Origin of the sequence: Thiomicrorhabdus indica, assembly GCF_004293625.1 — a bacterium.
GTDB classification, from domain to species: Bacteria; Pseudomonadota; Gammaproteobacteria; order Thiomicrospirales; family Thiomicrospiraceae; genus Thiomicrorhabdus; species Thiomicrorhabdus indica.
On the sequence record NZ_CP033040.1, the window covers coordinates 527,665 to 552,297 of the forward strand.

Consider the following 24,633-nt stretch of genomic DNA (forward strand, 5'->3'; position numbering starts at 1 on the left):
CAGTCCATAGAGCAGCCTATCACCGTGTTTAAAACCGTATTGACAGATCTTAAAAAATGACTCAATTGAACTTCTCACACCCGCTGCCTCTTAGTTTGTATGTGCACTATCCGTGGTGCATTCAAAAATGCCCGTACTGTGATTTTAATTCTCACAACGCCAAAGATTCCGACAACGAAAAAGCTTACGTAGATGCGATGCTACTCCAGCTTGAGAAAACCTTGCCTCTAATTTGGGGACGTCCGATTCGCAGTATATTTTTTGGGGGAGGAACGCCAAGCTTATTTTCCGAGAAAGAATTCAAACGATTTATGTCGCAAGCACGAGCTTTATTGGGTTTCTCGGGTCAAATTGAAGTCACGCTTGAAGCAAACCCTGGAACGGTGGATTATGAGAAATTTGCAATGTTTTTCGATAATGGCGTGAATCGATTGTCGATGGGAATTCAAAGTTTTGATAATGAAAAACTGGAAGCTTTGGGGCGTATTCATTCATCGCAAGACGCTAAGCGAGCCATTGACGCAGCAAGAAGTGCAGGTTTTAAAAATTTTAATTTGGATTTGATGTTTGCCTTGCCGAACCAAACGCTTGAACAGGCGGTTGCGGATGTTGAGCAAGTGCTGGAGTTTGAGTCGCCACATCTATCGCATTACCAGTTGACGCTTGAACCCAATACACCATTTTATCGCCAGCCGCCGGTTTTACCAGACGATGATTTAGCGTGGGATATGCAGCTTGCTTGCCAAGAACTTATTGCCAGTGCAGGTTATGATCATTACGAAGTTTCAGCTTATGCACAACCGGCTCAGCGTTGTTTGCACAATTTAAATTATTGGCAGTTTGGGGATTATTTGGGGATTGGAGCCGGTGCGCATGGCAAGATTACACATGCGCCCAATGGCGAGATTTTTCGCACACAAATGCCGGCTTCTCCGGGTGGTTATATTGAGACAATGCTTGCAGAAAAAAACGGTCGCTTGACAACGATTGACCATAGAGAATTACCGTTTGAGTTTATGCTGAATACGTTGCGCTTACAGCAAGGTTTTGCATTGAGTCTATTTGAAGAACGAACAGGTTTAAAACTTGAAACGATTCGGGAAAAGCTCAGCGAATTAGAAGGCCTGAAACTTATTGAGTGTGACCAAGATTACTTGAGACTGACGGATAAAGGAAAAACGTATTTAAATGATGTGATGTCAGCCTTTTTATCGATGACGGAATAAATCCACACGATTTATTACCGGCCGGTAAGTATTTGAATGTGATAAAGATAGCGAACAGTGGCGAGTCGTTCTGATAGCGATTGGGAAAGTTTTGAAATTTGTATTAAATAAAGAGTTTAGCGAATGAGGAAATTGAAAAAAAGCGTAAGAATTGGCTTGTATGTGCTCATTATTTTGCCGGTATTAGTGTTTTTAGGCTTTGCTGGAGCGGTGAGTTTTATTGATTTTAATCGTTATAAACCTCAAATAGAGGCACAAGTAAAAAACCTCACACAACGCGATTTTAAAATTGAAGGGGCTGTGGATGTTTCGGTGATTCCATTTGCGATGAGCATTGGAAAATCAACGTTAAGCAACTCTCAGGCATTTTCAGAGTCGGGGCCTCAATTAGAATTTAAAGAGCTGCGGGCTGAGTTGTCATTGTCTCAGTTGTTCTTAAATAAACGCTTAGATGTGCAAAGTTTGCAATGGATTGATCCGAAAATTGTTTTTTCGAGTGATGAGCAAGGACGAAATAATTGGCAGGATTTGCCTAATATCGAAGCCTTGATTGCAAGTTTTTTGGAATCTAATCAAGTGGCTGAAACGAGTAAGGAGGAGTCTGTTGCGCATACTTGGCAATTGAGTAGTTTGGTGATTCAAGATGGCCAGATTGCATATCAATCTGCTAATGCAGATAAGAGCTGGACAATGGAAAATATCTCAGTTGTGGCTAATCAATTGGCGATGGATGCTCAGTTTCCAGTGCACATTATGTTTGACTGGAAAAAGCCTGGCGCTCAACGTTCACTGGATGTCAGAATGAATAGTGAACTTTTGTTACCGGCCGGTTGGAAATCGATCGAAATGCGCTCATGGCAAGGTGTGATGAATTCTCAACTGTTGGAGCAGGAAATTTATCCAGTGGTGAACCTAACTCAAAAAGGAAAAGGACTGCGTTATCAGTGGGATAAAAAATTGGTGCAACTGGAATCTTGGGAAATCCAAGGTTTAAATGGAAAATTACAAGTGAGTGCCAATGGACAGTTGGACGAAGAGGTGATTGGTCAAGCAACGACGGTCAATGTCGATTATCAAACTTGGTCAAATCAGCTGAATATTGCTCTGCCAGAGCGTGAACAGAGCAAACTTCAGCAGGCAGATGCATTGATTGAGTGGCGTTATAAAAATCATGCCTTGACGTTAGAAAATATCACTTTGCAAGGCAAAGCAAAAATTCAAACGCCAACGGCAGAATAGCTTGTTGAGTTTTTACATCAACGTCGAAAAGAGGTATTTCTTAGTCGACTACTTAACTTTTTCGAAAATCAAATCCCAAACGCCATGACCGAGGCGGTGGCCTCGTTGTTCGAATTTCGTTAACGGCCGGTAGTCAGGTCGTGGCGTATATTGATTTGTACCACTGGTGTTTTGATAGTTAGGTGCGGCACTCATGACTTCCATCATATGCTCTGCGTAGTTTTCCCAGTCGGTTGCCATGTGAAAATGCCCTCCAACTTTGAGATGTTTAGCGATGGTTGCCGCAAATTCAGGTTGAACAATTCGGCGTTTGTGGTGACGTTTTTTATGCCAAGGGTCAGGAAAGAATAAATACAGACCGCTTAAGCTGTTGGGTGGAATGCAGTTGGCGAGCACTTCAATTGCGTCATCATTAAACACACGTACATTTTCCAGTTGTTCATCGGCCACTAGTTTTAACAAAGCACCCACACCAGGCTTATGAACTTCGATACCAATATAGTTGTTTTGCGGATTTGCTTTGGCCATTTCTGCCAAACTTTTTCCCATGCCAAAACCGATTTCAATGATAGTTGGTGCTTCTCGTCCAAATACCTCGTTGAAATCTAAAGCGCCTTGAGAAATTTCCAAACCGAATGTCTGCCAGTGTTCGTCTAAAGCTTTTTGTTGTGATTTGGTTAATCGACCTTGACGCAGCACAAAGCTTTTAATGCGTCTTTGACTTTCATCAATCGTTTCTTTGGTGTCTGTTTCGGTATGTTCACCGGCCGGTAAAGTTTCGGAATTGACGGTAGAATTTTCAGTTTTTGTATCGGTCATGCTGGCTATCTTTACGAATTGAATCTTTAAAAATGAGCGTTATTATAGCCCGAAAACTAAATTGCACAGAAATAGGATGACTCAATTGAGAATGCAAGCAGATCAATTTTCTCAAGCTTTATTAACTTGGTTTGATGATTATGGACGACATGATCTACCTTGGCAGCGAAATAAAACACCTTATCGGGTGTGGGTGTCAGAAATCATGTTGCAACAAACGCAGGTTAAAACGGTGATTCCCTATTATGAACGTTTTATGCAGCGCTTCCCAAATGTGAATGCTTTGGCGGCGGCTGAGCAAGATGAGGTGTTAAGTTTCTGGGCGGGGTTGGGCTATTATGCGCGAGGACGGAATTTGCATAAAGCCGCGCAAATCATTGTTCATGAGTTTGCAGGAGAGTTTCCCACAAAGTTTGAGGAAATCGTTGCGTTGCCTGGAATTGGCCGATCAACTGCTGGGGCGATTTTAGCGATTGCGATTGGCAAGCGTTATCCGATTCTTGATGGGAATGTGAAACGGGTTTTGTCGCGTGTGGATGGTGTGGCAACTTGGCCGGGCGAGAGAGAAACGGAGAAAATGCTTTGGCAAAGGGCGGATTCATTCACCCCGGCTGAAAGGTTTAGTGATTACACTCAGGCAATTATGGATTTAGGCGCCACTCTGTGTACGCGTTCCAAACCAAAGTGTGAGGATTGTCCGATGCAATCTGATTGCCAAGCCTATCTGCAAAATAAAGTGGCGGAATTGCCGGTCAAAAAACCGAAAAAAGAGAAACCTGTTCGTCAAGCCCATTTGTTGATTGTTCAAAATAATAACGGAGACGTTTGGCTGGAGCAACGACCTCAAAAAGGGATTTGGGGAGGGCTCTGGTCATTCCCTCAATTGGATTCGTGGCAGGAATGTCAAACAATGCTGGAATCGCAATTTTGTTCCGCGTCAAGTTTGTTAAAATGGGAAGAATTTAGACACACTTTTTCGCATTATCACTTGGATATTACGCCAGTTTTTGCTGAGCTGAATTCTGTCGATAGACTGGTTAAAGAACCTTCCGAAGAGTATCAAAATAACCGGCCGGTAAAGAGTGGTCTTGGAAAGTGGGTGAGTCGAGAAGCACTGATTAAGAACGAATTAGGCTTGCCAGCACCCGTTCAAAAGCTGGTTCAAAGTTTGCATAACTATTAAAGAATTAATAAAAGGGAAGCACTATGTCACGTAAAGTTCAATGTGTAAAACTAGGTGAAGAGTTGGATGGTTTGGATTTCGCACCATTCCCAGGGCCTTTGGGTGAGAAAATTTTCAATAGCGTCTCGAAAGAAGCTTGGAAACAGTGGTTGAGCCAACAAACAATTTTGATTAATGAATACCGTTTGTCGAGTTTGGATCCAAAGGCAAAGACGTTTTTGCAGGAAGAGATGCAAAAGTTTTTGTTTAATGATGAAGACATCGACATGCCGGATGAGTTTAAAGCGGTCTAACAACTATTAATATATAGACAGTCATTACCAAACAAAATGTTTTTCTGCCTAAATTTTTAGGCGATTTCTTTGCTAACTACGAATATTTTCGATAGGAAAGGGAGCTCTAGTGAGTCAATTGTTAGACATCTATGTTGCCCGTCAACCAATCTTTAAACGAGATTTAACGGTGTTTGGGTATGAGTTGTTGTTTCGAGCCAATAACCAGGAGAATCAGGCGGTTATTCTAGGGGGAGACGAAGCTTCTGCACAAGTCATGATGGGCGCTTTCGGCGATATGGGTATCTCGGACGTGGTTGGCGAAGATAAAGCCTTTGTGAATTTCACAGAAGGACTTCTGTTAAGAGAAAATCAACCCTTCTTTCCTCGCCGACAAGTGGTGATTGAGATTTTGGAAGATGTAAAAGTTACGCCAAAATTGATTCAGGCGGTACGCCAATTAAAAGAGAAAGGCTATACGATTGCCTTGGATGACTACGTTTTTAATCCTGATTTTGTCCCTCTTGAAGCGTTTGCGGATATTCTCAAAATTGATATTTTATCGGTTGGCCCTAAAAAGTTGATTGAGCATGCTACACGATTGAAAAATCATGACTTAAAGCTGTTGGCTGAAAAAGTTGAAACGCGCGAGCAATTTGAGTTCTGTGTCAAACTCGGGTTTGACTATTTTCAAGGCTATTTCTTTTCTAAGCCGAAAATTGTTGCTGGAAAGCGTCTTCCTAATAATAAATTACTGTTACTTGAACTTTTATCGAATGTTTATGATCCCGATGTAGATATGCATAAGCTGTCCGAAATCATTGGACGAGATGTTGGATTGAGCCAGAAGCTATTAAGATTCGTCGCAGAAGGGTATCCCAAATATCAACCGATGTCATCGATTCATGATGCGGTGCTGCGTTTTGGCCTTGACCGCTTAAAAAGTTGGACCAGTATGTTGGTGTTATCGGGTGTCGATGACAAGCCTTTAGAGCTGTTTCAAACCTCGTTGATTCGAGCAAAATGTTGCGAATTAATCGGGCAAAAAGTAGGTCATCACAGTAAAGACAGTTATTTTACCGTCGGACTTTTTTCGACCTTGGATGCGGTTATGGAAGCGCCATTAGAAGGGTTGCTTGAAAAGCTAAAGTTAGAATCGCATGTGGAACAAGCGCTTTTGAACTATGACGGCCTTATGGGAGAAACGTTAGAGTTGGTGGTTGGCTTAGAAAGAGGTCGCACAGATATGAAAGTTCCTCCTTCTATTTCAATTGGTGAGGCTTCCCATTGTTATTTGCAAGCGATGCAATTTGCGAAGAGTGTCAATTTAGCCTAGTCAGTTATTAGTTATTCAGAGTCGACTATATATGCAAATGTGTTCTTGATAAACGTTACCGGCCGGTAGCGTTTTTCTTTTTCTTAAATTTCTTCAACGCTGAATTCTCACGCGGTTTCAACGCGTATTCATTGCATTTTGGTTTTTTAAGCAAAAAACTCAAATTTTTTTACTTTCTTCCCTTGAATAAATTTATATCGGCACCAATAAACACAACGTTGTGAAACGTTTGAGCATTTCAGTGGAAGTGTTAGAGAAATGATCAGACGAAAAACGACCCAAATTTTTACCATTTAAATTTTAATCGTGATTATTTTTAGGAGAAACCTATGAACATTAAGCCTTTACAAGACCGCGTTGTGGTTCGCCGTGTTGAAGAGAAAAAAGAAACTGCTAGCGGTATTCTGCTGCCAGGTTCTGCGCAAGAAAAAGAAAACATGGGTGAAATCGTTGCAGTGGGTCCAGGTAAAGCCTCTGATTCAGGGACTATTATCGCTATGACGGTGAAAGTGGGCGATAAAGTGATGTTTGGTCAGTATTCAGGTCAAGAAGTCAAAGATGACAACGGTGAACCGCTAATGATTATGCGCGAAGATGACATCATCGCAATCATCGACTAATTAGATTGAACACATTTCATAGAAATTTCTGAAAAATTTACAAAAATAAGGATTTAAAAAATGGCTAAAGACGTACGTTTTGGTTTAGACGCTCGTGAAAAAATGGTTGAAGGGATCAATGTTCTAGCAGATGCAGTGAAAGTTACGCTAGGTCCTAAAGGTCGTAATGTTGTTTTAGAAAAATCGTTTGGTGCGCCAACTGTCACAAAAGATGGTGTCTCGGTTGCTCGTGAAATCGAACTTGAAGATAAGTTCATGAACATGGGTGCGCAAATGGTGAAGCAAGTTTCTTCACAAACCAATGATGTTGCGGGTGATGGTACAACGACTGCAACGGTTCTTGCTCAATCTATCGTTCGTGAAGGGATGAAATCTGTTGCTGCGGGCATGAACCCAATGGATCTAAATCGTGGTATTCACAAAGCGGTTGAAGCGGTTGTTGAAGAAATCAAAAAGATGTCTAACCCTTGCGATACAAAAGATTCTTGGGCGCAAGTTGGAACGATCTCTGCAAACTCAGATGCAAAAGTCGGTCAAATGATTGCTGATGCGATGGAGCGTGTAACAACTCAAGGTGTTATCACTGTAGAAGAAGGTTCTTCTCTGGATGACGAGCTTGTTGTGGTTGAAGGTATGGAATTTGACCGTGGTTACCTATCGCCATATTTCGTCACAAACCAAGACAAAATGGTTGCAGAATTGGAAAACCCATTCATCTTGTTGTTCGATAAGAAAATCTCGAACATGCGTGATCTACTTCCTACTTTGGAAGCGGTTGCAAAAACAAGTCGTCCACTATTAATCATTGCAGAAGATGTTGATGGTGAAGCGCTAGCAACATTAGTCATCAATAACATGCGTGGTATTGTTAAAGTTGCAGCGGTTAAGGCGCCTGGTTTTGGTGAGCGTCGTAAAGCGATGTTACAAGATATGGCTGTGCTAACTGGCGGTACGATTGTTTCTGAAGAAGTTGGACTATCGCTTGAAACGGTTGAACTTGAGCACCTTGGTCAAACTAAGTCAGTTGTGATTGGTAAGGATACGACTAAGATCATCGATGGTGCTGGTTCAAAAGCAGACATTGATGCACGTGTTGCGCAAATTAAATCAATGATTGAAAATTCAACCTCTGACTACGACAAAGAAAAACTTCAAGAGCGTCTGGCGAAATTGGCCGGTGGTGTTGCGGTCATCAAGCTTGGTGCGGCAACTGAAGTTGAAATGAAAGAGAAAAAAGATCGTGTTGACGATGCACTTCACGCAACTCGTGCAGCAGTTGAAGAAGGGATTGTTGCCGGTGGTGGTGTTGCCCTTGTTCGTGCGTTGGCAAATGTTACGGTTGAAGGTGAGAACGATGATCAAAACGTTGGTATCCAAATTGCCATGCGTGCAATGCAAGAGCCAATGCGTCAAATTGCAACCAACTGCGGTCTAGAAGGTTCAGTTATTGTGAACAAAGTAATGGAAGGTGAAGGTAACTTCGGTTTCGATGCGTCAAAAGAAGAATACGTTGACATGCTAGAAGCTGGTATTATCGATCCTGCTAAAGTAACACGTTCTGCACTGCAAAATGCAGCATCTGTTGCGGGTCTTGTTCTAACGACTGGTGCAGCAATTGCGGATCTTCCAAGCAAAGATGGTGATAACAATGCAGCGGCTGCAGCAGGAATGGGAGGTATGGGTGGCATGATGTAGTGCGACGAGAGTCGCCTGCGAGACACCTTGACATAGCAAATAGGCTTTGTTAAGGTGATTGCCGAATCAGGAGGTGTTGAGCCTTACTGATTCATCCCGCACAGGACTAAGTTATGCGGGAAAACCAATGCGTTGGTTACCAGTCCACTCAAAAACTGCGTTCATATATACGATGAACATTCATAGCATTGACTAGTTTTGTCATGCTAGGTAGCTTCCTTACCATCACCCGACGGGATGGTGGTAAGAAGCTATTCCCATCCGTCTCTTATGACACTTATAGAATTTTCCCGTTATGGCGAAATATTCTAGTCACTCGTTTACCATGTAAACACGCAAACTTTTTTTTACTTCGTTGAAGTAATAAAAGTTACCTCTTGTTTGTTAAATCGACTTTTGCGACGCAAACAAAAACGGCTTCATTGCAATCTATAATGCAAGGATGCTTTTCACTTCGGCTTGTACGGCCAACCAATAAACTCGCAGCGGCATAAGCTGTGACGATGTCTGTTCGATACGCTAGAAATAGTGTGTAGTGAACCTATTGTTCAGCCAATAGTAGCCTAGGAATAGTGCGACCTTAGTAATGAGGTGGTGCGAAGCTTTCTGACAATGCAACCCCTTTTATAGGTGAATGAATACCGTGAGGATTCATTCAGATTCTGCAAGTGGAAATGCGGATGAGGTGCTAGGCTCGAAGGTATGGTTAACGTAAGTGAACTGCTGATAAATACCGTCAACCGCGAAAAGCCAAATCCACTGATAGGCTTTAACCAAAAGGTGTGTAGTTGGTTATCTCTTTTACATCTGGGGATACGCTGATACTCAAACTACCGGTAGATAGGCAGAACCTAACCCTTCAGTGGCATCGTCACGGAACTCGACAACCCCGTATATTCGCCTTCGTGGCAGGTAATCCGTAAGGAGAGCTGTTGAATATGCGGGAGCAGGAGGATGGAAAAAGCGAATGCTTGGCTGTAATGGTCAAGATAGGGATTCAAACTTTGTCCCATGCGAAAGCAGGCAGACGTCCATCTGGTCTTTACTTGCGTGAATGCATGTAAAGCTCTCTAACTAAGTACGGTCTTACCGTTTATTTACAACAGCCCTGTGGGGAGTATTCCCCATAGGGGAGTTCTCTCTTCGGGCTATTCAATTGAGGATAGCAAGATGAGTGCTAATGATTTAACACCTGCATTCTCGCACCGTGCCACAAGTTGGCATTCGATTAACTGGGAAACCTGTCATCGAAAGGTGAGAGAGCTACAAGTACGTATCGCAAAGGCAACTGCTCACAACGATTGGCGAAGGGTCAAGAAGCTCCAGCGTATGCTGGTGCATTCTTTCTCTGCGAAAGCCATTGCTGTGAGACGGGTCACTGAAAACAGAGGTCGTAATACGGCTGGCGTTGACGGTGAAAAATGGGATACACCAATAACCAAGTGGTTTGCTATTTTTCGGCTTTCACGAAAAGGCTACAAACCACAACCTCTTCGCAGAGTTTACATACCTAAGGCCAACGGTTCCCGGAGACCTTTGGGTATTCCAACGATGCTGGACAGAGCAATGCAGGCACTTTACCTGTTAGGGCTTGAACCAGTGTCGGAAACGACTGCGGATCGGAACTCCTACGGATTTCGCCCAATGCGTTCAACAGCAGATGCGATTGAACAATTGTTTGTCAATCTCAGTCGCAAGTCCTCTGCTAAATGGGTGTTGGAAGGTGACATCAAAGGATGTTTCGATAACATCAGCCATGATTGGCTAATTAGTCGTGTTCCAATGGATTCGCGAGTGCTGCGTAAGTGGTTACAAGCTGGATTCATGGAGCAAGGCGTATTACATCCGACTGGTTCAGGTACTCCACAGGGAGGTATCATTTCGCCTGTTCTGGCTAATCTTGCGTTAGATGGATTGGAAGACGTGTTGGAATCTCATTTTGGGAAGAAAAACACAAAAGCCAGTTACAAAACCAAGGTGAACTATGTGAGATATGCTGATGATTTTGTTATCACAGGTATCTCTAAAGATCTTCTGGAAAATGAAGTTAAGCCTATTGTTGAAGACTTTATGTATCAGCGAGGGTTAGCTTTATCACCAGAAAAGACTTTAGTAACTCACATAGAGGATGGGTTTGACTTTTTGGGGCAAAATTTGAGGTCTTACAAGGGCAAGATGTTTATCAAGCCTTCGGCTAAGAATCTCAAATCAGTTCTGTTTAAAATTCGTCAAATCGTCAAGCAATATGCGGCGTTACCAGCATGGATGTTGATACAAAGACTAAACCCGATTATTCGGGGGTGGGCTAACTATCACCGCCATGTGGTGGCAAAGCAAACGTTTAATTACTTGGATTACAGGGTTTGGAAATTACTCTGGCAGTGGTCCAAGAGAAGGCATTTAGGGCGTAAAAAGCGTTGGATTAAAGATAAGTATTTTCCTGTTTTTGGGAACCGAAAATGGTGCTTTTCTGCGGTCGATGCTGATGGAAATAGACTCTATCTCCAATATGCTATGGATGTTCCAATTAAGCGTAAAGTCAAAATCAAAGCAATGGCTAATCCATACCTGCCTGATTGGGACCAATATTTTGAGAGACGTCTTGAATATATTTGGAAAGATTCAATGCAAGGTAGGAAGCGTCTATACTCGCTTTGGCGGAGACAAAAAGGTTGTTGTCCAATTTGTTCACAACCCATAACCAAAGAGACAGGATGGAATGTTCATCATATAGTCTTTAGGTCTAATGGAGGCACTGATAAATTGGGTAATTTGGTGTTATTACATCCCACCTGTCATCGGCAACTTCATTCGCGTTTAGCGAAAGAAGAAACCGATACTTTGCCGGCTTCGTCGCCATGACGTGGCTTGTAAAGGCTTGAGCCGTATGCGGGGAAACTCGCACGTACGGTTCTTAGGGGGCGGGAGGGCAGTAATGCACTCTTGCTACCCGACATTTTCTGCTAGAGCGTTTAAATTTTTGCGCTAACGGCGTTAAATTTGAACTTCCGGTGCTCACGTACTTTAATGTACGCTGCGCTCCGGTTTCAAAATTTACCTTGTTATCATCAAAGATTTATACCGCCTAGCTAGAAAATTGAGTGCTAATCAGTTCTCTGAAAAGACCGGCATTTTTAATGCCGGTTTTTTGTGGGCAGAATATCGAGCTTCTGTTGCGACTGTTCTATTTGTACATTCCACTTCGGGTCAAATTCTCGCCTTGAAGCTAGCATAAAACTGCAACCTCTAATCCCCTAAATTGGCCACTAAGCCTTTTGTTTAAAACCAGCCTTGTGCTGGTTTTTTTATGCCCAAAGTGCGAGCTCTATTTTTATGTCCGAGACTGGAAAAACAATACCGGCCGGTAGAAAGTAAAAACGAGGCTTTATGCCCCGTTGTCTTGGATTGACTTTCAAAGAGTCAACTATGTCACTGTGCGACTTTTCTCAGTCGTACTTAATCATTCGGGTTCGTTCCTGCCCAGTTAATCGTAAAGCTGTCACTGATTGTGTCACTGCCTGCATCGTCCAAGAAGTTGATTTGTACTTGGTAGTCTTCAGTGACCTGTGTCGACGCAACACTCTGGAACTGTAACGCTTTATCCATCAGTGCCATATCTCCGGTGTTCCACAGGATCTGATACTGTCCTTGATAAGGTTCATGGTCTTGATTGCCATTCACCAATCCTCGGAAGGCTTCGCTTTGTGAGGTGGTTAAGACAGCTTGTTGATTGCCTTGGGTCAGGACACTTTGCCCTGTCACGGATAATTGCCATTCATTGCCTTGGCGCTGATAGCTTTGAGTGTAGCCATCTTGTAGTGCATTCCCCGAGCTTTGATCGCCAGCGGTGGCCGTTTGCGTTAAGCCATTTTGTACGGTACTGGTTAAGACAAGGCCACCATTGGTATTGATCTCTAATAATCGATTCCCATCCAGTGCAAAGGTTGCGGCTTGGGTTTGTACCGTTAAATGGGTGTAGGTCAGCAGTGCTTGGTGTTCTGTGACGGTTTGAGTGGCTTGGTAAGCGTATTGCAGGGTTCCGTCTAAGAGCATAGTTCCACTGTCTGTGGTGATTTGACATTGGTTAAAGGTGTAGCTCATGGATTCACCTTCAAGGGTGACTTGTCCATCACTGTTGAGGTCGACCATTTGTGGCGTGGCCGAGCCGCTGTCACAGGCCGCATTGGGTTGAATCACATTGTCATACGCGAGTTTGGCGGCTTGTGGGTAGTAAAACAGTGCTTTAACCACTTCTTGTGGTTGATCCCCGTTGGCATAGGGTTGTAGGGTTTCTGTGAACACGTACATGGCTCGTTGGAAGGCGACACCGTAATCTAGCGCATCGCTGGCGGTGAGTTCCAGTGCTTCCGGCGTGGTTGGTTCTGGATCTGTGCCTGGATCGGTATCTGGATCCGGTTGTTCAATTGGGGTGTCTGGATTCGAGCTTCCGCCGCCTCCGCCACAGCCCACTAACGATGTGCTTAGCGCTAGTAACAGAGCTAGGTTGAGTTTATTTAGTCGGTTTAGGTTGTTTGAGTTATTTGAGGTTGTTTTCATAAAATTCTGTCTCATTCAAAGTTGACCGGCCGGTAAGGTTTCTACCGGCCGGTGTTTGTTATGTGTTGCTGGATGTTAGAAGAACAACAGACCAGAGGTGGCAAAATCATTGATCTGACTTTCGCCTGTTAAGGTAATGGTCACATCCGCGAATTCCAGATATTCAATATTCACCAGCGTGTCGGTGCCTTCTGTCGCATGACTGACTTGCCATTGGGGCGTGCCGTCTTCGGTATTTTCCAGTTGTGTAATGCTGTATTCGGCATAGTCATAGGCGAACACGGCAATGTCCGTTCCGACACCGCCGTCAATGAGGTCGTTTCCGGTACCGCCGAAGAGTATATCGTCACCTGCATCGCCATAGAGCTGGTCATCACCTCCGCGACTGCCAACAGTATCATTCCCATCACCCGCATGTAGCTCATCGTCTTCGGCACCTAGGACAATATTCTGACCACTGCCGCCGGCAAAGACGATGTTACTGCCTTCTCCTCCACGAACTTGGACATCTCCGACAATAATGGCAAATTCAATATTATCGAGATCAAGCACTGTGCCAGCCGGTAGTTGACTCGCATCAATCACCATGACTTCGGTTTTGTCATTCCCTTCGACACCACTGACTTGAATCGGTTGTGATGGCGCTTCATCGCTTGATGAACTAAACGTCACTTGATTCAACCAGCCGGCACCCTTACCATTCAACCATTGGTCGAGTCCATTAATCATTGAAAACCAATCAGATTCGGGCGCTGAATCTCTCAGTAAATACAATGCATCTCGGAAGCTGGTTTGATCAACCGCGGTCTCATTACTGCGTGCCGTCACACCAATTCCTTCTGGAAGCCTTAGGGTGGTGACTGGATTGTTATCGGCATCAAAGTGTAATGGGATGTCGGCCAGATCACTACTCTCGTCGGTGTTCTGTCGGCCGGCCGGTATAGGGTTAATAATGATTTTATTCACAGTCTGACCGTTTTCGGTGACTTCGTCTTGCTCGACCGTCACCCCATCAATTATATTTGTTGGGGCCTCTGTGGGAGCCTCAGTAGGTGCTTCGGTCGGAGGCTCCGTTGGTTCTGGTGTTGGAGGCGGTGGTGGTGACGTGACATTGATTGTCACGGTATCACTGGCTGTTCCTGCACCATCCTCTCCGCCATCGGCAAGTGTGATGTCAAAGGTGACTGCCCCCGTTGTTCCTGCCGCTTCAAAGGTTAATAAATCATTATCAATGTCGGCTTGGGTAAAGGTTTGCCCCTGTGTTAAAGCGACATTATTAAGCAGTAAGGTTCCACTGGTTGGGAGTGTATCCAATGTGTAGGTGAGCTCGGCACCATCATCGTCTGGGTCACCTTCGTTTAGGTGTGTATTATTAATGGTGACCGTGTTATTCGTTTGCACATTTGGACCACTGTTGGTGGCAATGGTCGGCGCATCGTTGACGGCCGTAATATCAATATTGACGGTCGGATTCGGCGAAAGCGCAGCACCGATTGCATCGACAGCACTTATGGTGAGAGTTGCTGAGTCATCACCCGACACATCTAAATCACCGGTATATTGAATATTGCTCGCGGTGTCTAAGTAGGTGTTAATATCCGCAGCCGTTCCTTCAAGGGTAATGGTTTGAGCATTGACCAACGTCTCTGTTACGCCTGAGCCAGTAGCTGCGCCATCCGCCGGAGTTGCGAAGCTACCGGCCGATGCGGTTAAGGTCACAGTGATGTTATTACTCTCTGGATCGGCAAACTCGACAGAGGATAAATCAACATTCGAAGCAGTGTCTTCTGTAACGGTCACATCGGTCACGCCATTCAGATTCACCGTAGGCGCATCATTGGTGGGGGTAATCGTGACCGTTGCTTGATTTGTTCCAGTGGAATCACTGGTGCCATCATTGAAGGTATAGTCCAGAGTGACGGTTGCAGGCGGTGTATCAGAGGTATTTGAGTAGGCAATGTTTTGCAAAACACTGTTCACAATGGCACTGGTTGCACTGCTGTTAAACGTTAAGACTAATGTTCCTGAAGCATTCGTTGTCACGGTTCCGACGGTGACACTGTTGTAAGTAAAGTCTTGTCCTTGGGTTAAAGTGCCAAGCTGTCCATTATGACTGAATACATCTTCTGCGTTGGCACCGCCATTACGTGCAATCGTAATCGATGCGCCATCAAAGTTACCATTCCCACCATTCAGTGCATCCTGCTCGGTATCGGAAACGGTTACGTCGCTGTCAATCACCACGGCTGAACCATCTTCAATAAAGGTGGCGCCGCCATTTAAATCCGCAAACACTGGTGCATCGTTGGGTGATTGGAAAGTAATCAGGGTATCCGGACCGCTGTCTTCAACCGTATAGGCTAGGTTAGCGCCAGCACCATTGGTTAAAGCCATTGACATTTCAGGGGTTGCAAATGTCGTGGCGTCGGCGTCGGTATCAATTTCTAAGACACTGGTTCCATTAAAGCGGACATTGGTGGTTGTGAGTCCAGTAATACCGGTAATGAGAAGCTTATCGCCTATCTCTAAGTCGGAAATGGTATCGCCATTTAAACTACTTACAGAACCTTTAAACGTATCGGCGCCATCGCCACCGGTTAAGGTATCTGCACTTGATCCAACGACCATTGTGTCATCGCCGGTGCTACCCGTGACAGAATGCCCACTGTCGCTGAGCGTAATGGTATTGGCCGCGTTTAAGACATAATTTTCCACATCACTGTGCGCATTGACCCCGCCGGTAGAATTACTAATAGTAATCTGATTGGTGCCGGTTGCTGTAATGGTGCCGTTAACGGAATTGTTTTGCGCTTCGGTCATGGTGACGCTGGCACCGGAGTCGAGAGTGAGGTTGGTGATTCCTGTTAACATTGCTGAGGCAATGGAGCTACCGTCGCCCATTTGTAAGGTATCATCACCATTATTACCCATTAAAGTGCCGGTGAAATTTAACGCACCAATATTAATTGTATCGGAATCACCATTACTGCCCACATTGACTATGGTAGTCGCTTCTGTCACGGTAATGGTACGACTATTCGTCGAATCATCACCTACCAGATAGTATTCAATATTTGCAAGCGTCGTAAAATCGCCATCGCCTGAAACGTGAATCAATTCATTACCTGCAGCCGAAACGCTACTAAATTGCGCTAGTTGTGTCGCTGCGAGTTCTACGTTTGCATCGTTGTCTAATGTCAGATTTTCAAAGTTCGATACGGTTGCACCTGAAATATCTGCCCCTGTTTTTAGCCACAATCTATCGGTTCCAGAACCTCCATTTAAGGTTCCTGTTGCGGTTAATGCGCCTACAATCACCGTATCACTACCAGAGCTCCCGGTAACATTTTGTCCAGCTGCACCAAGAGTGAAGGTCGTGTCTTGGTTTAAAACATAGGTTTCAATTGCAGCCTTTCCCGTCATGGTTGTGAGGGAGGAACTAATGGTAATTTGCTCATTACCTGCCGCAGTGATTGCTGAAAAATCATTATGTTGCGCAGCCGTCATAGTGACACTGGCACCCGTATCTAGCGTTAAGTTTTCAATATTTGCAAGTGTTGCACCCGAAATTGAGCTACCATCGCCCATTTTTAGGGTGTCATTGAAGGTACCTTCACCACTCAGTGTTCCGGAGTAATTAAGGTTGCCAATGTCAAACGTCACCGCATCCGTCGAACTTGTTGCGGTCACATTGGTATTCGATTGTGCGACCGTAATGGTTCGGCTATTGGTTGAATCATCGCCTGCGACAAAATTTTCAATATTAGCAAGCGTGGTAAAGTCACCATCACCATTTACATTCATCGTCTCAGTACCGGCTGCAGTGATTGTTCCAGTGAATTGCGCTAGCTGACTCGCAGCAATGGTCACTGTTGCATCATTGGCTAATGTCAGATTTTCAAAGTTCTGTAGCGTGGTCATGTTGCTAAGATTAACGCCTGTGACCACACTTAGGGTATCCGTGCCACCTTGCCCATCGGCAATGGAGCCAACTTCATGACCTTGAGTGCTGATAATAATGGTCTCGTCACTTGAATCTGTCGTGATATAGGGCGTTAAATTCGTTCCATTCGAGGTATTAAACCCAGCACCAGTTGAGGTCGCAGAAGTGACATCGGTAATGTTAAGGGTCACTGTATCCGCAGTGCCGTTAACGGTGCCGTCATTTGGCGTGACGGTTAAGGTCGCACTACTATCCGCATTGGTGCTTGCGGAGGTATAGGTGATCTTGGAAGTATCATTCAGATAGGCATTCAGATCACCAAGAGTTCCTTGTAAGGTCATCGAAGCAGAGCCTGAATTGGCAATGGTTACATTGCTAAAAGTGCCGTTGCCATCTATCGAAGCCACTGTTCCAGAGCTAACCGCTAGAGTCAGAGTGACCGTGTCACCATCTGTATCGCCAATATTATAGGCAGATAAATCAACCGCTGTCGTTACCTCTTCATTGACCGTTGTATCAACTGGTGCTCCGCCGAGCGTTGGCGTAGCATTGGATGATCCCGTTGTAAAACTCAAAGCGGTTTTATCATCAATTCCCATAAAGGTCATGCCGTCTGCATCGAAAAAGGCTTGCTTCTCAATCAGAATGTAGTATTCGGTGCTTGCCGTTAAACCGGTTGTCGGGTTGATTGAAATGGTAGTGGTTCCAGAACCTGTAACTCGACCATCATTGCCTGGAATCGATTCAACTAAAGAATTATCTGAAGCCTTATAAATCTTAATTGTACCGGTGCCCGTTGAAGAGATAACTTCATCAAACGTTAGGCTAATGTTTGCTGTAGGGTCAATACCTGTCGAGTTGTCTGTGGGAGTACTGGAAGAAATAACGGGAGGCTTATTGTCAGTTCCACCAACGGTACCATCTTGACGATAATAAGTCGAAGTATTAGCGCCAATATCAGCCGCCATGACATCTTCGTCACCGTCATTGTCAAAATCGGCAACAAGATATTCCCTCGCATTTGTCAGATTGAATGTTACGTTTGGAACTGTCTCTGTAAAACCGCCACTGCCATTATTAACATAGAGCTTATAAGCGGAACCATCATAAGCGATAAAGTCTCTATCACCATCCGAGTCATAATCTATGTCGATAACTACTCGAACACCACCTGCGGTAGTTTGCGCACCAGCCGCTTCCAATGGGTCAGCGACAGTGGTAAAGCTGCCACCATCATTTCGATAATAAGTCGAAGTATTAGCGCCAATATCAGCCGCCATGACATCTTCGTCACCGTCATTGTCAAAATCAGCAACAAGATATTCTCTCGCATTTGTCAGATTGAATGTTACGTTTGGAACTGTCTCTGTAAAACCGCCACTGCCATTATTAACATAGAGCTTATAAGCGGAACCATCATAAGCGATAAAGTCTCTATCACCATCCGAGTCATAATCTATGTCGATAACTTTTCGATCACCATTAGCGGCAGTTTGCGCACCAGCCGCTTCCAATGGGTCAGCGACAGTGGTAAAGCTGCCACCATCATTTCGATAATAAGTCGAAGTGTTAGCGCCAATATCAGCCGCCATGACATCTTCATCACCATCATTGTCAAAATCAGCAACAAGATATTCACTCGCATTTGACAGATTGAATGTTACGTTTGGAACTGTCTCTGTAAAACCGCCACTGCCATTATTAACATAGAGCTTATAAGCGGAACCATCATAAGCGATAAAGTCTCTATCACCATCCGAGTCATAATCTATGTCGATAACTTTTCGATCACCATTAGCGGTAGTTTGCGCACCAGCCGCTACCAATGGATCTGAAACTTCAGTAAATTGTGATGCTAAAACGTTTGAAAAACTTATGCTGGCTATACTTGTGGATTCTATGTTGCCAGAAGACTGTTCTAAAACCCAATCTCCCCCTTTATCAATAGCGCCTGTCAAATCATCCGAGGCCGCAATATCCGCGCTAGTGGCTTGTGCCAGTTTGCCAATAAAGTCTACGCCGGTTTCAGTGGCGGCGACATTACAGCCGTACAGCAAAATATCGCCATTTTCAGTCAGACTCTGCTGAATCACTGCCAGCTCGTCACTGTAGTTTGCAAGCGTGTCGGAATTTAAGACTTCACCACCTAAAAAGACTTGACCGTCCGCGCCATGCGAAAGAATATGCAATGCTTCAATATCTGACCGGCCGGTCAGCTTTTCCGCCAGTTGCTCAAAACCATCGCCCTCAGCAGAAATTAAAATAACTTCCAAGCCTTGTGCTTTCGCACCTTCAACCAGTGTTTGATAGTCTTGGACGGTTTGGTCAATAACAGCAATTTGCCGTGGCGATTGGAGAGCAGTCATAAAAAACCTCTAAAGCATTAAATTTTTATTATTTGTATATGTGTATATTTCTGTTTTATTTGAATTTTCAGGTAAAACATAAGGTTATGTAGAGATTACAGTGAAAAATAAGAGAAGTAAATTGAATACAATAAAATATTATGCGTATTAGATACCGAAATCATTTGAATTCAGCTCTAGAGTGGAGCGGGCGCTGTCTAGTTCTTTTTTAACTAGACAGCGCGAGTTTTATTTTCGTGGCCGAGTGAATGGAGAAACGATACCGGCCGGTGAGAAATGGGCGTTTGTGAAGGGCTTTTGTCTATTCTTTGGTTGTCTCATCAAAACTAGAGTCGTATTTTTTAAGCAAAGCAATGAACTTCGGTTCGTCTTTGATATTATCAAAATGTGGGTCACTAAGAATACTGCCTGCAACACCTTCTGCATCTTGAAGTGAGGCTTGCAAGAACTGCAGGGCTTTATCATTTGCGCCTAGCAATGAATAAGCGCTAGCTAGTTGGTAAAGTGCGTGGGAATTATTACTGTCTACTCGTAAGGCTTGCTGGCAAAGAGAGATTGCCCAGTAAGGTTCGTCCATATCCAAAACCACGTCAGCTTTATAGGTCAATGCTTCGGCGTTTTCAGGATCTAGTTCTAGTATTTGGTCGTAAATTTCTACTTTGTTGCTCAATATTTGCTCTTGTCCGGCTTTTAACCACAGGCTGTAAATGTCTTGATGTTGTGAAAGACGTTTTTGTGCGCTGGTAATCCCTCGTGATTTGCGATGGAGTTCCTCTTCTAATTTTTCAAGACGTTCTTCATACTCGCTGACCACTTCTTCAATTTTCGAGTTGGCAAGTGTGTGAACTTTGTCTTTCACGTCTCGAATCGAGTTCCAGCCGACGAGTACTAAGACCGAGCTGACACCTGCAATCAGATAAAAGAAATAGGTGATGGTGTCGGTTGCATAACTTACTGCGCGTGTTGTCGCTGCCAATTCTCGGTTGGTGATCTCTTTGGTCACTTCCACATGTAGGTCATTCATGTCAGTACGAAGTTGTTTGAGTTCGTCAATCACATAACGCTCGATGAATGGATTGTATAAAGGTTCTTCAAGAGTATTCACATCTTGCGTGCTTTTATCATGCAGTTGAGCGGCGTGAGTCATCGGACTGATAAGCATTAGAAGACTAAGAAAGGCGAAAGTTTTCAAAATTGAAAAGGACATAGAAATTTCCTGAGCAGGGTATTTAAACTGCGTTCGAATTGGGTGTGTGAATTTAGTGAATCCTATCCTAACAAAATTGGGTGGGCTTTTGACAGGGATGGTTTTTGTTGAGTGGTTTGTATTGAAGTGGTTGGCAAGGGCATGCGAACAAATTTAGCTTATCAGAATATAAGAAAGCTCTTCTGTGTTTTATTGATAAAAGCTTTTAATATCAGTGCATCCAATTTTCAATGTAACGAAATGTACTTTGAAAAAAATAGAATTCGAATGTGAAACGTAAGCCATAGGAAAAAGGAAGAAGGGTGCGACAAATTACTTCAAACAACTCAATGCGTATGTACTTGAAAGTGAGCGTGATAATGGCGTTGTTGATTGTGCCTTTGACTCTGATGCAGCAGTACATTGTTGAGAAACAACTCGAAATTAGCTTTTGGGCGATTCCAACTTTGGTGATTGTTTTGATGGTGGTGGTTGGCGGCCAATTGCTGAAAGTTTTAGAGTGGCAAAAATCTGAAAGCCAACTCTTTAAAGCTCTGACCGATTTCTCGTTGGAGTTTACTTATATCCGTTCGGTGGAAGGTGAATATCAATATGTTTCGCCAGCCGCTGAAGATATCACTGGCTACAGCGAACAGTATTTTTATGATAAGCCGAATTTTATGGACAGTTTAATTGTGGAAGAGGATCTGGAAGCTTGGCAATGCCATGTTCATCTTATGAATGAAGACAGTGCACCTGAGCGAGTTGAGTTCCGCATTCGTGATAAAAAAGGTGAGATTCGTTGGATTGAGCATTTATGCGGTCCGGTGCACGATAAACACGGAAATTTAGTCGCTGTGCGTTCGGTCAATGTCGATATTACTGAACAGAAACAGGCCATGTCAAAATTGGAGCGAATGGGCTTTTATGACCCTTTAACTAACTTGCCCAATAGACGGTATCTTAATCAACACCTTAAGAAACTTATTCATAAAATTGAACAGGAAGACTCCGACAAAAAATTTGCGGTCATTTTTATTGATCTGGTGAATTTTAAATATGTGAACGATGCTCACGGGCATTCGATTGGTGATCGCTTGTTGCAGATGGTTGCTAAGCGTTTTAACAATTCTTGCTTAGACTGCGAGCAAGCAATAATTTCACGTTTTGGAGGGGATGAGTTTGTATTGGTCAATCAAATGTCAACAACCACCGAATCGATTCAGAGCTGTGTTAAACGAATTAACCAATTACTCGAAAAGCCATTTAAGGTACACGGCTACCGTGTCAATATTGGAGCGAGTTGTGGTGTGTCCATGTATCCAGATGACGGTTTAACGCCAGAACTTCTGATTAAAAATGCGGATGCTGCAATGTTCCAAGCAAAAAGCCAGTCGCTTAATATGGCGTTTTTTAGCCCGGAAATGGCGACGCATGCCACTGAAATGGTGACGATTCAGGCTAAGCTTCGAAAAGCAATTCAGCGAGGAGAAATTCAACCGTATTATCAGCCTTTAATAGATTTGCAAAGTGGCAAGATTATGGGCGTTGAGGTTTTAGCCCGCTGGATTGATATGAATGGAGAACCTTCGCCATCGCCTGCGGTGTTTATTCCCATCTCTGAGGAAACCGGGTTAATTTGGGCGTTGAGTGAAACCATGATTGAACAAGCCGGCCAGCAAATTCTAAAGTGGCAATCGCAAGGGTTGAAATTAAGTTACTCCATCAATGTTTCGGCACGTCAATTTTCCGATGAAAACTTTTGTGATAATGCGATTGCGCAGTTTAAGCAAATGGGAATTGATCCAACTCATGTACAAATTGAATTAACTGAAAGTGTGTTGATGGATAACATTCATCGTAGTATTGATAAAATTGAATATCTTCGTTCGCAAGGTTTCAAAATTGCATTGGATGATTTTGGAACCGGTTTTGCCTCTCTGCAATACCTAACGATGTATCCATTAGATACTTTGAAAATCGATCGCACTTTTGTCATGGATATGTTGGAAGATTCCCGTAAGTTGGCGATTGCTAAATCGATTATCAATTTAGCAAAAGATTTAAATTTGAAAGTTGTGGCGGAAGGTATTGAAACAGATGAGCAAAAATCTGTATTGATGGAGTTGGGTTGCGATATTGGTCAGGGCTTTCTTTTCAGCCGGCCGGTCTGCAAAGAAAACTTGACGGAACTTATGGAGTTACAAGAGGCTGCTTAGTTTTGTTAAGTTGATGTCGTCGTTCTAAAGAGCGTTGGTTGGATTTTAATCTTCTTTGAAATCCGCCGAATCAATGACATAAAACTGATTGCCGCCCATGGCCTTTGCTCCTTTTTTCGCCTTGGTTGCCAAGGACGAAAGCTTCTGTCTGTGTGAAAACAGCCCAGGTTCCACGCATAGCACGCCCAGCGATAAGCTCATCATTGGAAAGAATTTTTGTTCACCATCGCGCCCAATCGCAGAAATACCGCCTTTGAGTTTATCTTCCTCGTGATAAAAATCATCAATTAGAATCGAGAATTCTTCCAATATTCGCTCGCAAATCGGTTGGTAGTCATCTGGAGTCAGAATCACAAAATCATCCCCTCCAATATGACCGATAAAGCTGTCACTGCCTAATGTTGCAGACTTTAAAACGCTGGCAATTGTGGTAATCACCTGATCACCTTGTTCAAAGCTATAAAAGTCGTTGTAAGGTTTAAAGTTATCGACATCGACATAAATCACATTAAAACGAAGCTGTTGGTCAAGATTGTCTTGCAATGTTGTTTGAATAGGAACATTGCCCGGCAGTCCTGAAAGAGGGTTGGCGTATTTCGCACTTTGTACTTTTAAGTCGGTAATGGTTTCCAGCAATTGGACCAGTGTGGCAACACCTACAAATTTTCCTTGTCGAGTAATCAAGAAAGCAGAGTTGAAACTGCTTTCATGTGAAGTGATTTCACGACTCACATTGACTAGAGATTCACTGAAATCAAAAACTTTCGGAGGGCGATTCATAAAGTGAGAAACCGGCTTTTTCAAATGCAAATCTCGACCATATTGACTTGCCAGTAAGCTTAGAAGTTCATCTCGCCAAACAATACCGGCCGGTATTTGATTGTCTAAAACAGGTAAGAAATTCACGTTTGAATTTTTCAGAAAAAATTCCGAGGCATCTTTCACTCGGGCTTTAACATCCAGAACTGGATGCGGCTTTGAAATGGAACCAATTGACTCATTTTGTGAGAATCGATTTTCCGTTGTTTGTGGCCATTCATAGTCTAGTTTTAAACTGGGAAGTGGGGAAGGGCGTTTGAACAAAAAACCTTGGACATAATCGATTCCAATTTTTTGGAGTGCTTTGAGTTCATTTTCGGTTTCGACGCCTTCTGCAATCACTTTGGCATTAGAACCTTTCGCTAAGGTGTTAATGGTTTCTAAAAAACGGTATTTATCTGCATTAATATCTACATTATGCACAAAATGTTTATCGATTTTGACGTAATCCGGTTTGAGTTCCGACCAAAGTTTTAAGCCGTTATAGCCTGCGCCTAAATCGTCCAATGCGACTTGAAATCCGAGAGAACGGTAATGATTAATAGCTTTTAAAAATGGCTGAATATCGTCAATTGGGTGGGATTCGGTGATTTCAATCACAATCTGGTTTAAATTCATGTCATTTTCGGTCAAAAAGTTCAGCGTTTGGCCTGATTGGTGTGCAGCACTCATTAAGGATTGTGCTGATACATTGATGAATAATTTGGCACAGTTGTTGTGGATTGAACGAGTGTTTGCAAAATTTTTAATGGCGGTTTTACGTGCTAAAACATCCATCTCCAGCAAGCACTGATGTTTTTCAGCGGTATAAAAAAGGTTTAATGGCGAGTAGAGTTTTGAGCTTTCAGGGCCTCGCGTTAATGCCTCAAATGCAAAGGTTGAGCGGCTTTTTAGTTCAACAATCGATTGGAAGTGGGTTGATAGGTTTTCAGTCGCAAAAATTGCACACAACTCCTGACCTGAAGAGGTTTGTAATAATTCGACTTTTTTTGAGTTTGAAAGCTCCTGCGAAAACATACCACTATTCCTATATTGCGTTGAAAACGACGAAATGGTAAGGGCTTGAGGAGTGTGTTTTATGACATTTTTGTTAAGGAACCTCTGATTGAAACAGAGCTTCTTTAGGTAAAAGAGTTTGAAACGGGTGCTTAAG

General features: G+C 43.5%; 14 protein-coding genes. 9 read left to right on the forward strand and 5 right to left on the reverse strand.

The genetic code is table 11. The annotated features are described in order from the left end of the window. Positions 1 to 56: 56 nt before the first annotated feature. A complete protein-coding gene (gene hemW, locus D9T12_RS02140) occupies positions 57 to 1,226 on the forward strand; it encodes a radical SAM family heme chaperone HemW (protein WP_130536633.1) in 1,170 nt (389 codons plus the stop codon). 123 nt (positions 1,227 to 1,349) lie between these two features. Continuing rightward, on the forward strand, positions 1,350 to 2,465 hold the full coding sequence (locus D9T12_RS02145; RefSeq protein ID WP_130536634.1) for an AsmA family protein: 1,116 nt from the start codon (positions 1,350 to 1,352) through the stop codon (positions 2,463 to 2,465). A 48-nt stretch (positions 2,466 to 2,513) separates the two neighbouring features. Here D9T12_RS02145 and trmB read toward each other — a convergent pair whose 3' ends face one another. Next, on the reverse strand, positions 2,514 to 3,284 hold the full coding sequence (trmB, locus tag D9T12_RS02150) for a tRNA (guanosine(46)-N7)-methyltransferase TrmB (protein ID WP_130536635.1): 771 nt from the start codon (positions 3,282 to 3,284) through the stop codon (positions 2,514 to 2,516). A 91-nt stretch (positions 3,285 to 3,375) separates the two neighbouring features. Between trmB and mutY the strand changes: the two genes are divergently transcribed. The 6 genes from mutY (at position 3,376) to ltrA (ending at position 11,252) form a co-directional block, all read left to right on the forward strand. Then, on the forward strand, positions 3,376 to 4,467 hold the full coding sequence (gene mutY / locus D9T12_RS02155; protein WP_130536636.1) for an A/G-specific adenine glycosylase: 1,092 nt from the start codon (positions 3,376 to 3,378) through the stop codon (positions 4,465 to 4,467). 23 nt (positions 4,468 to 4,490) lie between these two features. Further along, positions 4,491 to 4,760, forward strand: a complete 270-nt coding sequence (locus D9T12_RS02160; RefSeq protein ID WP_130536637.1) for an oxidative damage protection protein — start codon at positions 4,491 to 4,493, stop codon at positions 4,758 to 4,760. A gap of 109 nt (positions 4,761 to 4,869) precedes the next feature. Continuing rightward, positions 4,870 to 6,075, forward strand: coding sequence for an EAL and HDOD domain-containing protein (locus D9T12_RS02165; protein WP_130536638.1), 1,206 nt, complete (start codon positions 4,870 to 4,872; stop codon positions 6,073 to 6,075). A gap of 329 nt (positions 6,076 to 6,404) precedes the next feature. Further along, the gene (locus D9T12_RS02170) at positions 6,405 to 6,695 is read left to right on the forward strand and encodes a co-chaperone GroES (RefSeq protein WP_130536639.1); all 291 of its coding nucleotides are present in this window, start codon (positions 6,405 to 6,407) and stop codon (positions 6,693 to 6,695) included. Between the two features lie 60 nt (positions 6,696 to 6,755). After that, complete coding sequence (gene groL, locus D9T12_RS02175; RefSeq protein WP_130536640.1) at positions 6,756 to 8,390, forward strand: chaperonin GroEL; 1,635 nt, start codon at positions 6,756 to 6,758, stop codon at positions 8,388 to 8,390. 1,170 nt (positions 8,391 to 9,560) lie between these two features. Next, entirely contained in the window at positions 9,561 to 11,252 is a 1,692-nt protein-coding gene (gene ltrA, locus D9T12_RS02180; RefSeq protein ID WP_130536641.1) for a group II intron reverse transcriptase/maturase, read from the forward strand. Between the two features lie 594 nt (positions 11,253 to 11,846). Here the strand turns inward: ltrA and D9T12_RS02185 are convergent. The 3 genes from D9T12_RS02185 to D9T12_RS02195 form a co-directional block, all read right to left on the reverse strand. Then, positions 11,847 to 12,947 carry a hypothetical protein gene (locus D9T12_RS02185; protein ID WP_130536605.1) on the reverse strand — a complete coding sequence of 367 codons (1,101 nt, stop codon included), beginning with the start codon at positions 12,945 to 12,947 and terminating at the stop codon, positions 11,847 to 11,849. A gap of 75 nt (positions 12,948 to 13,022) precedes the next feature. Beyond that, on the reverse strand, positions 13,023 to 19,256 hold the full coding sequence (locus D9T12_RS02190; protein ID WP_130536642.1) for a DUF4347 domain-containing protein: 6,234 nt from the start codon (positions 19,254 to 19,256) through the stop codon (positions 13,023 to 13,025). Positions 19,257 to 19,557: 301 nt separating this feature from the next. Further along, complete coding sequence (locus tag D9T12_RS02195) at positions 19,558 to 20,463, reverse strand: tetratricopeptide repeat protein (protein WP_240693212.1); 906 nt, start codon at positions 20,461 to 20,463, stop codon at positions 19,558 to 19,560. Positions 20,464 to 20,765: 302 nt separating this feature from the next. Here D9T12_RS02195 and D9T12_RS02200 point away from each other — a divergent pair, with 302 nt between their 5' ends. Next, a complete protein-coding gene (locus D9T12_RS02200) occupies positions 20,766 to 22,661 on the forward strand; it encodes a putative bifunctional diguanylate cyclase/phosphodiesterase (RefSeq protein WP_130536643.1) in 1,896 nt (631 codons plus the stop codon). 45 nt (positions 22,662 to 22,706) lie between these two features. Here the strand turns inward: D9T12_RS02200 and D9T12_RS02205 are convergent, their stop codons facing one another. Next, entirely contained in the window at positions 22,707 to 24,497 is a 1,791-nt protein-coding gene (locus D9T12_RS02205) for a GGDEF domain-containing protein (protein WP_130536644.1), read from the reverse strand. Positions 24,498 to 24,633 lie beyond the last annotated feature (136 nt).

Bases quoted from the DNA above. Each gene is read 5' to 3' on its own strand.
- hemW (WP_130536633.1), top strand. From the start codon at position 57: ATGACTCAATTGAACTTCTCACACCCGCTGCCTCTTAGTTTGTATGTG.
- D9T12_RS02145 (WP_130536634.1), top strand. From the start codon at position 1,350: ATGAGGAAATTGAAAAAAAGCGTAAGAATTGGCTTGTATGTGCTCATT.
- trmB (WP_130536635.1), bottom strand. From the start codon at position 3,284: ATGACCGATACAAAAACTGAAAATTCTACCGTCAATTCCGAAACTTTA.
- mutY (WP_130536636.1), top strand. From the start codon at position 3,376: ATGCAAGCAGATCAATTTTCTCAAGCTTTATTAACTTGGTTTGATGAT.
- D9T12_RS02160 (WP_130536637.1), top strand. From the start codon at position 4,491: ATGTCACGTAAAGTTCAATGTGTAAAACTAGGTGAAGAGTTGGATGGT.
- D9T12_RS02170 (WP_130536639.1), top strand. From the start codon at position 6,405: ATGAACATTAAGCCTTTACAAGACCGCGTTGTGGTTCGCCGTGTTGAA.
- groL (WP_130536640.1), top strand. From the start codon at position 6,756: ATGGCTAAAGACGTACGTTTTGGTTTAGACGCTCGTGAAAAAATGGTT.
- ltrA (WP_130536641.1), top strand. From the start codon at position 9,561: ATGAGTGCTAATGATTTAACACCTGCATTCTCGCACCGTGCCACAAGT.
- D9T12_RS02185 (WP_130536605.1), bottom strand. From the start codon at position 12,947: ATGAAAACAACCTCAAATAACTCAAACAACCTAAACCGACTAAATAAA.
- D9T12_RS02190 (WP_130536642.1), bottom strand. From the start codon at position 19,256: ATGACTGCTCTCCAATCGCCACGGCAAATTGCTGTTATTGACCAAACC.
- D9T12_RS02195 (WP_240693212.1), bottom strand. From the start codon at position 20,463: ATGTCCTTTTCAATTTTGAAAACTTTCGCCTTTCTTAGTCTTCTAATG.
- D9T12_RS02205 (WP_130536644.1), bottom strand. From the start codon at position 24,497: ATGTTTTCGCAGGAGCTTTCAAACTCAAAAAAAGTCGAATTATTACAA.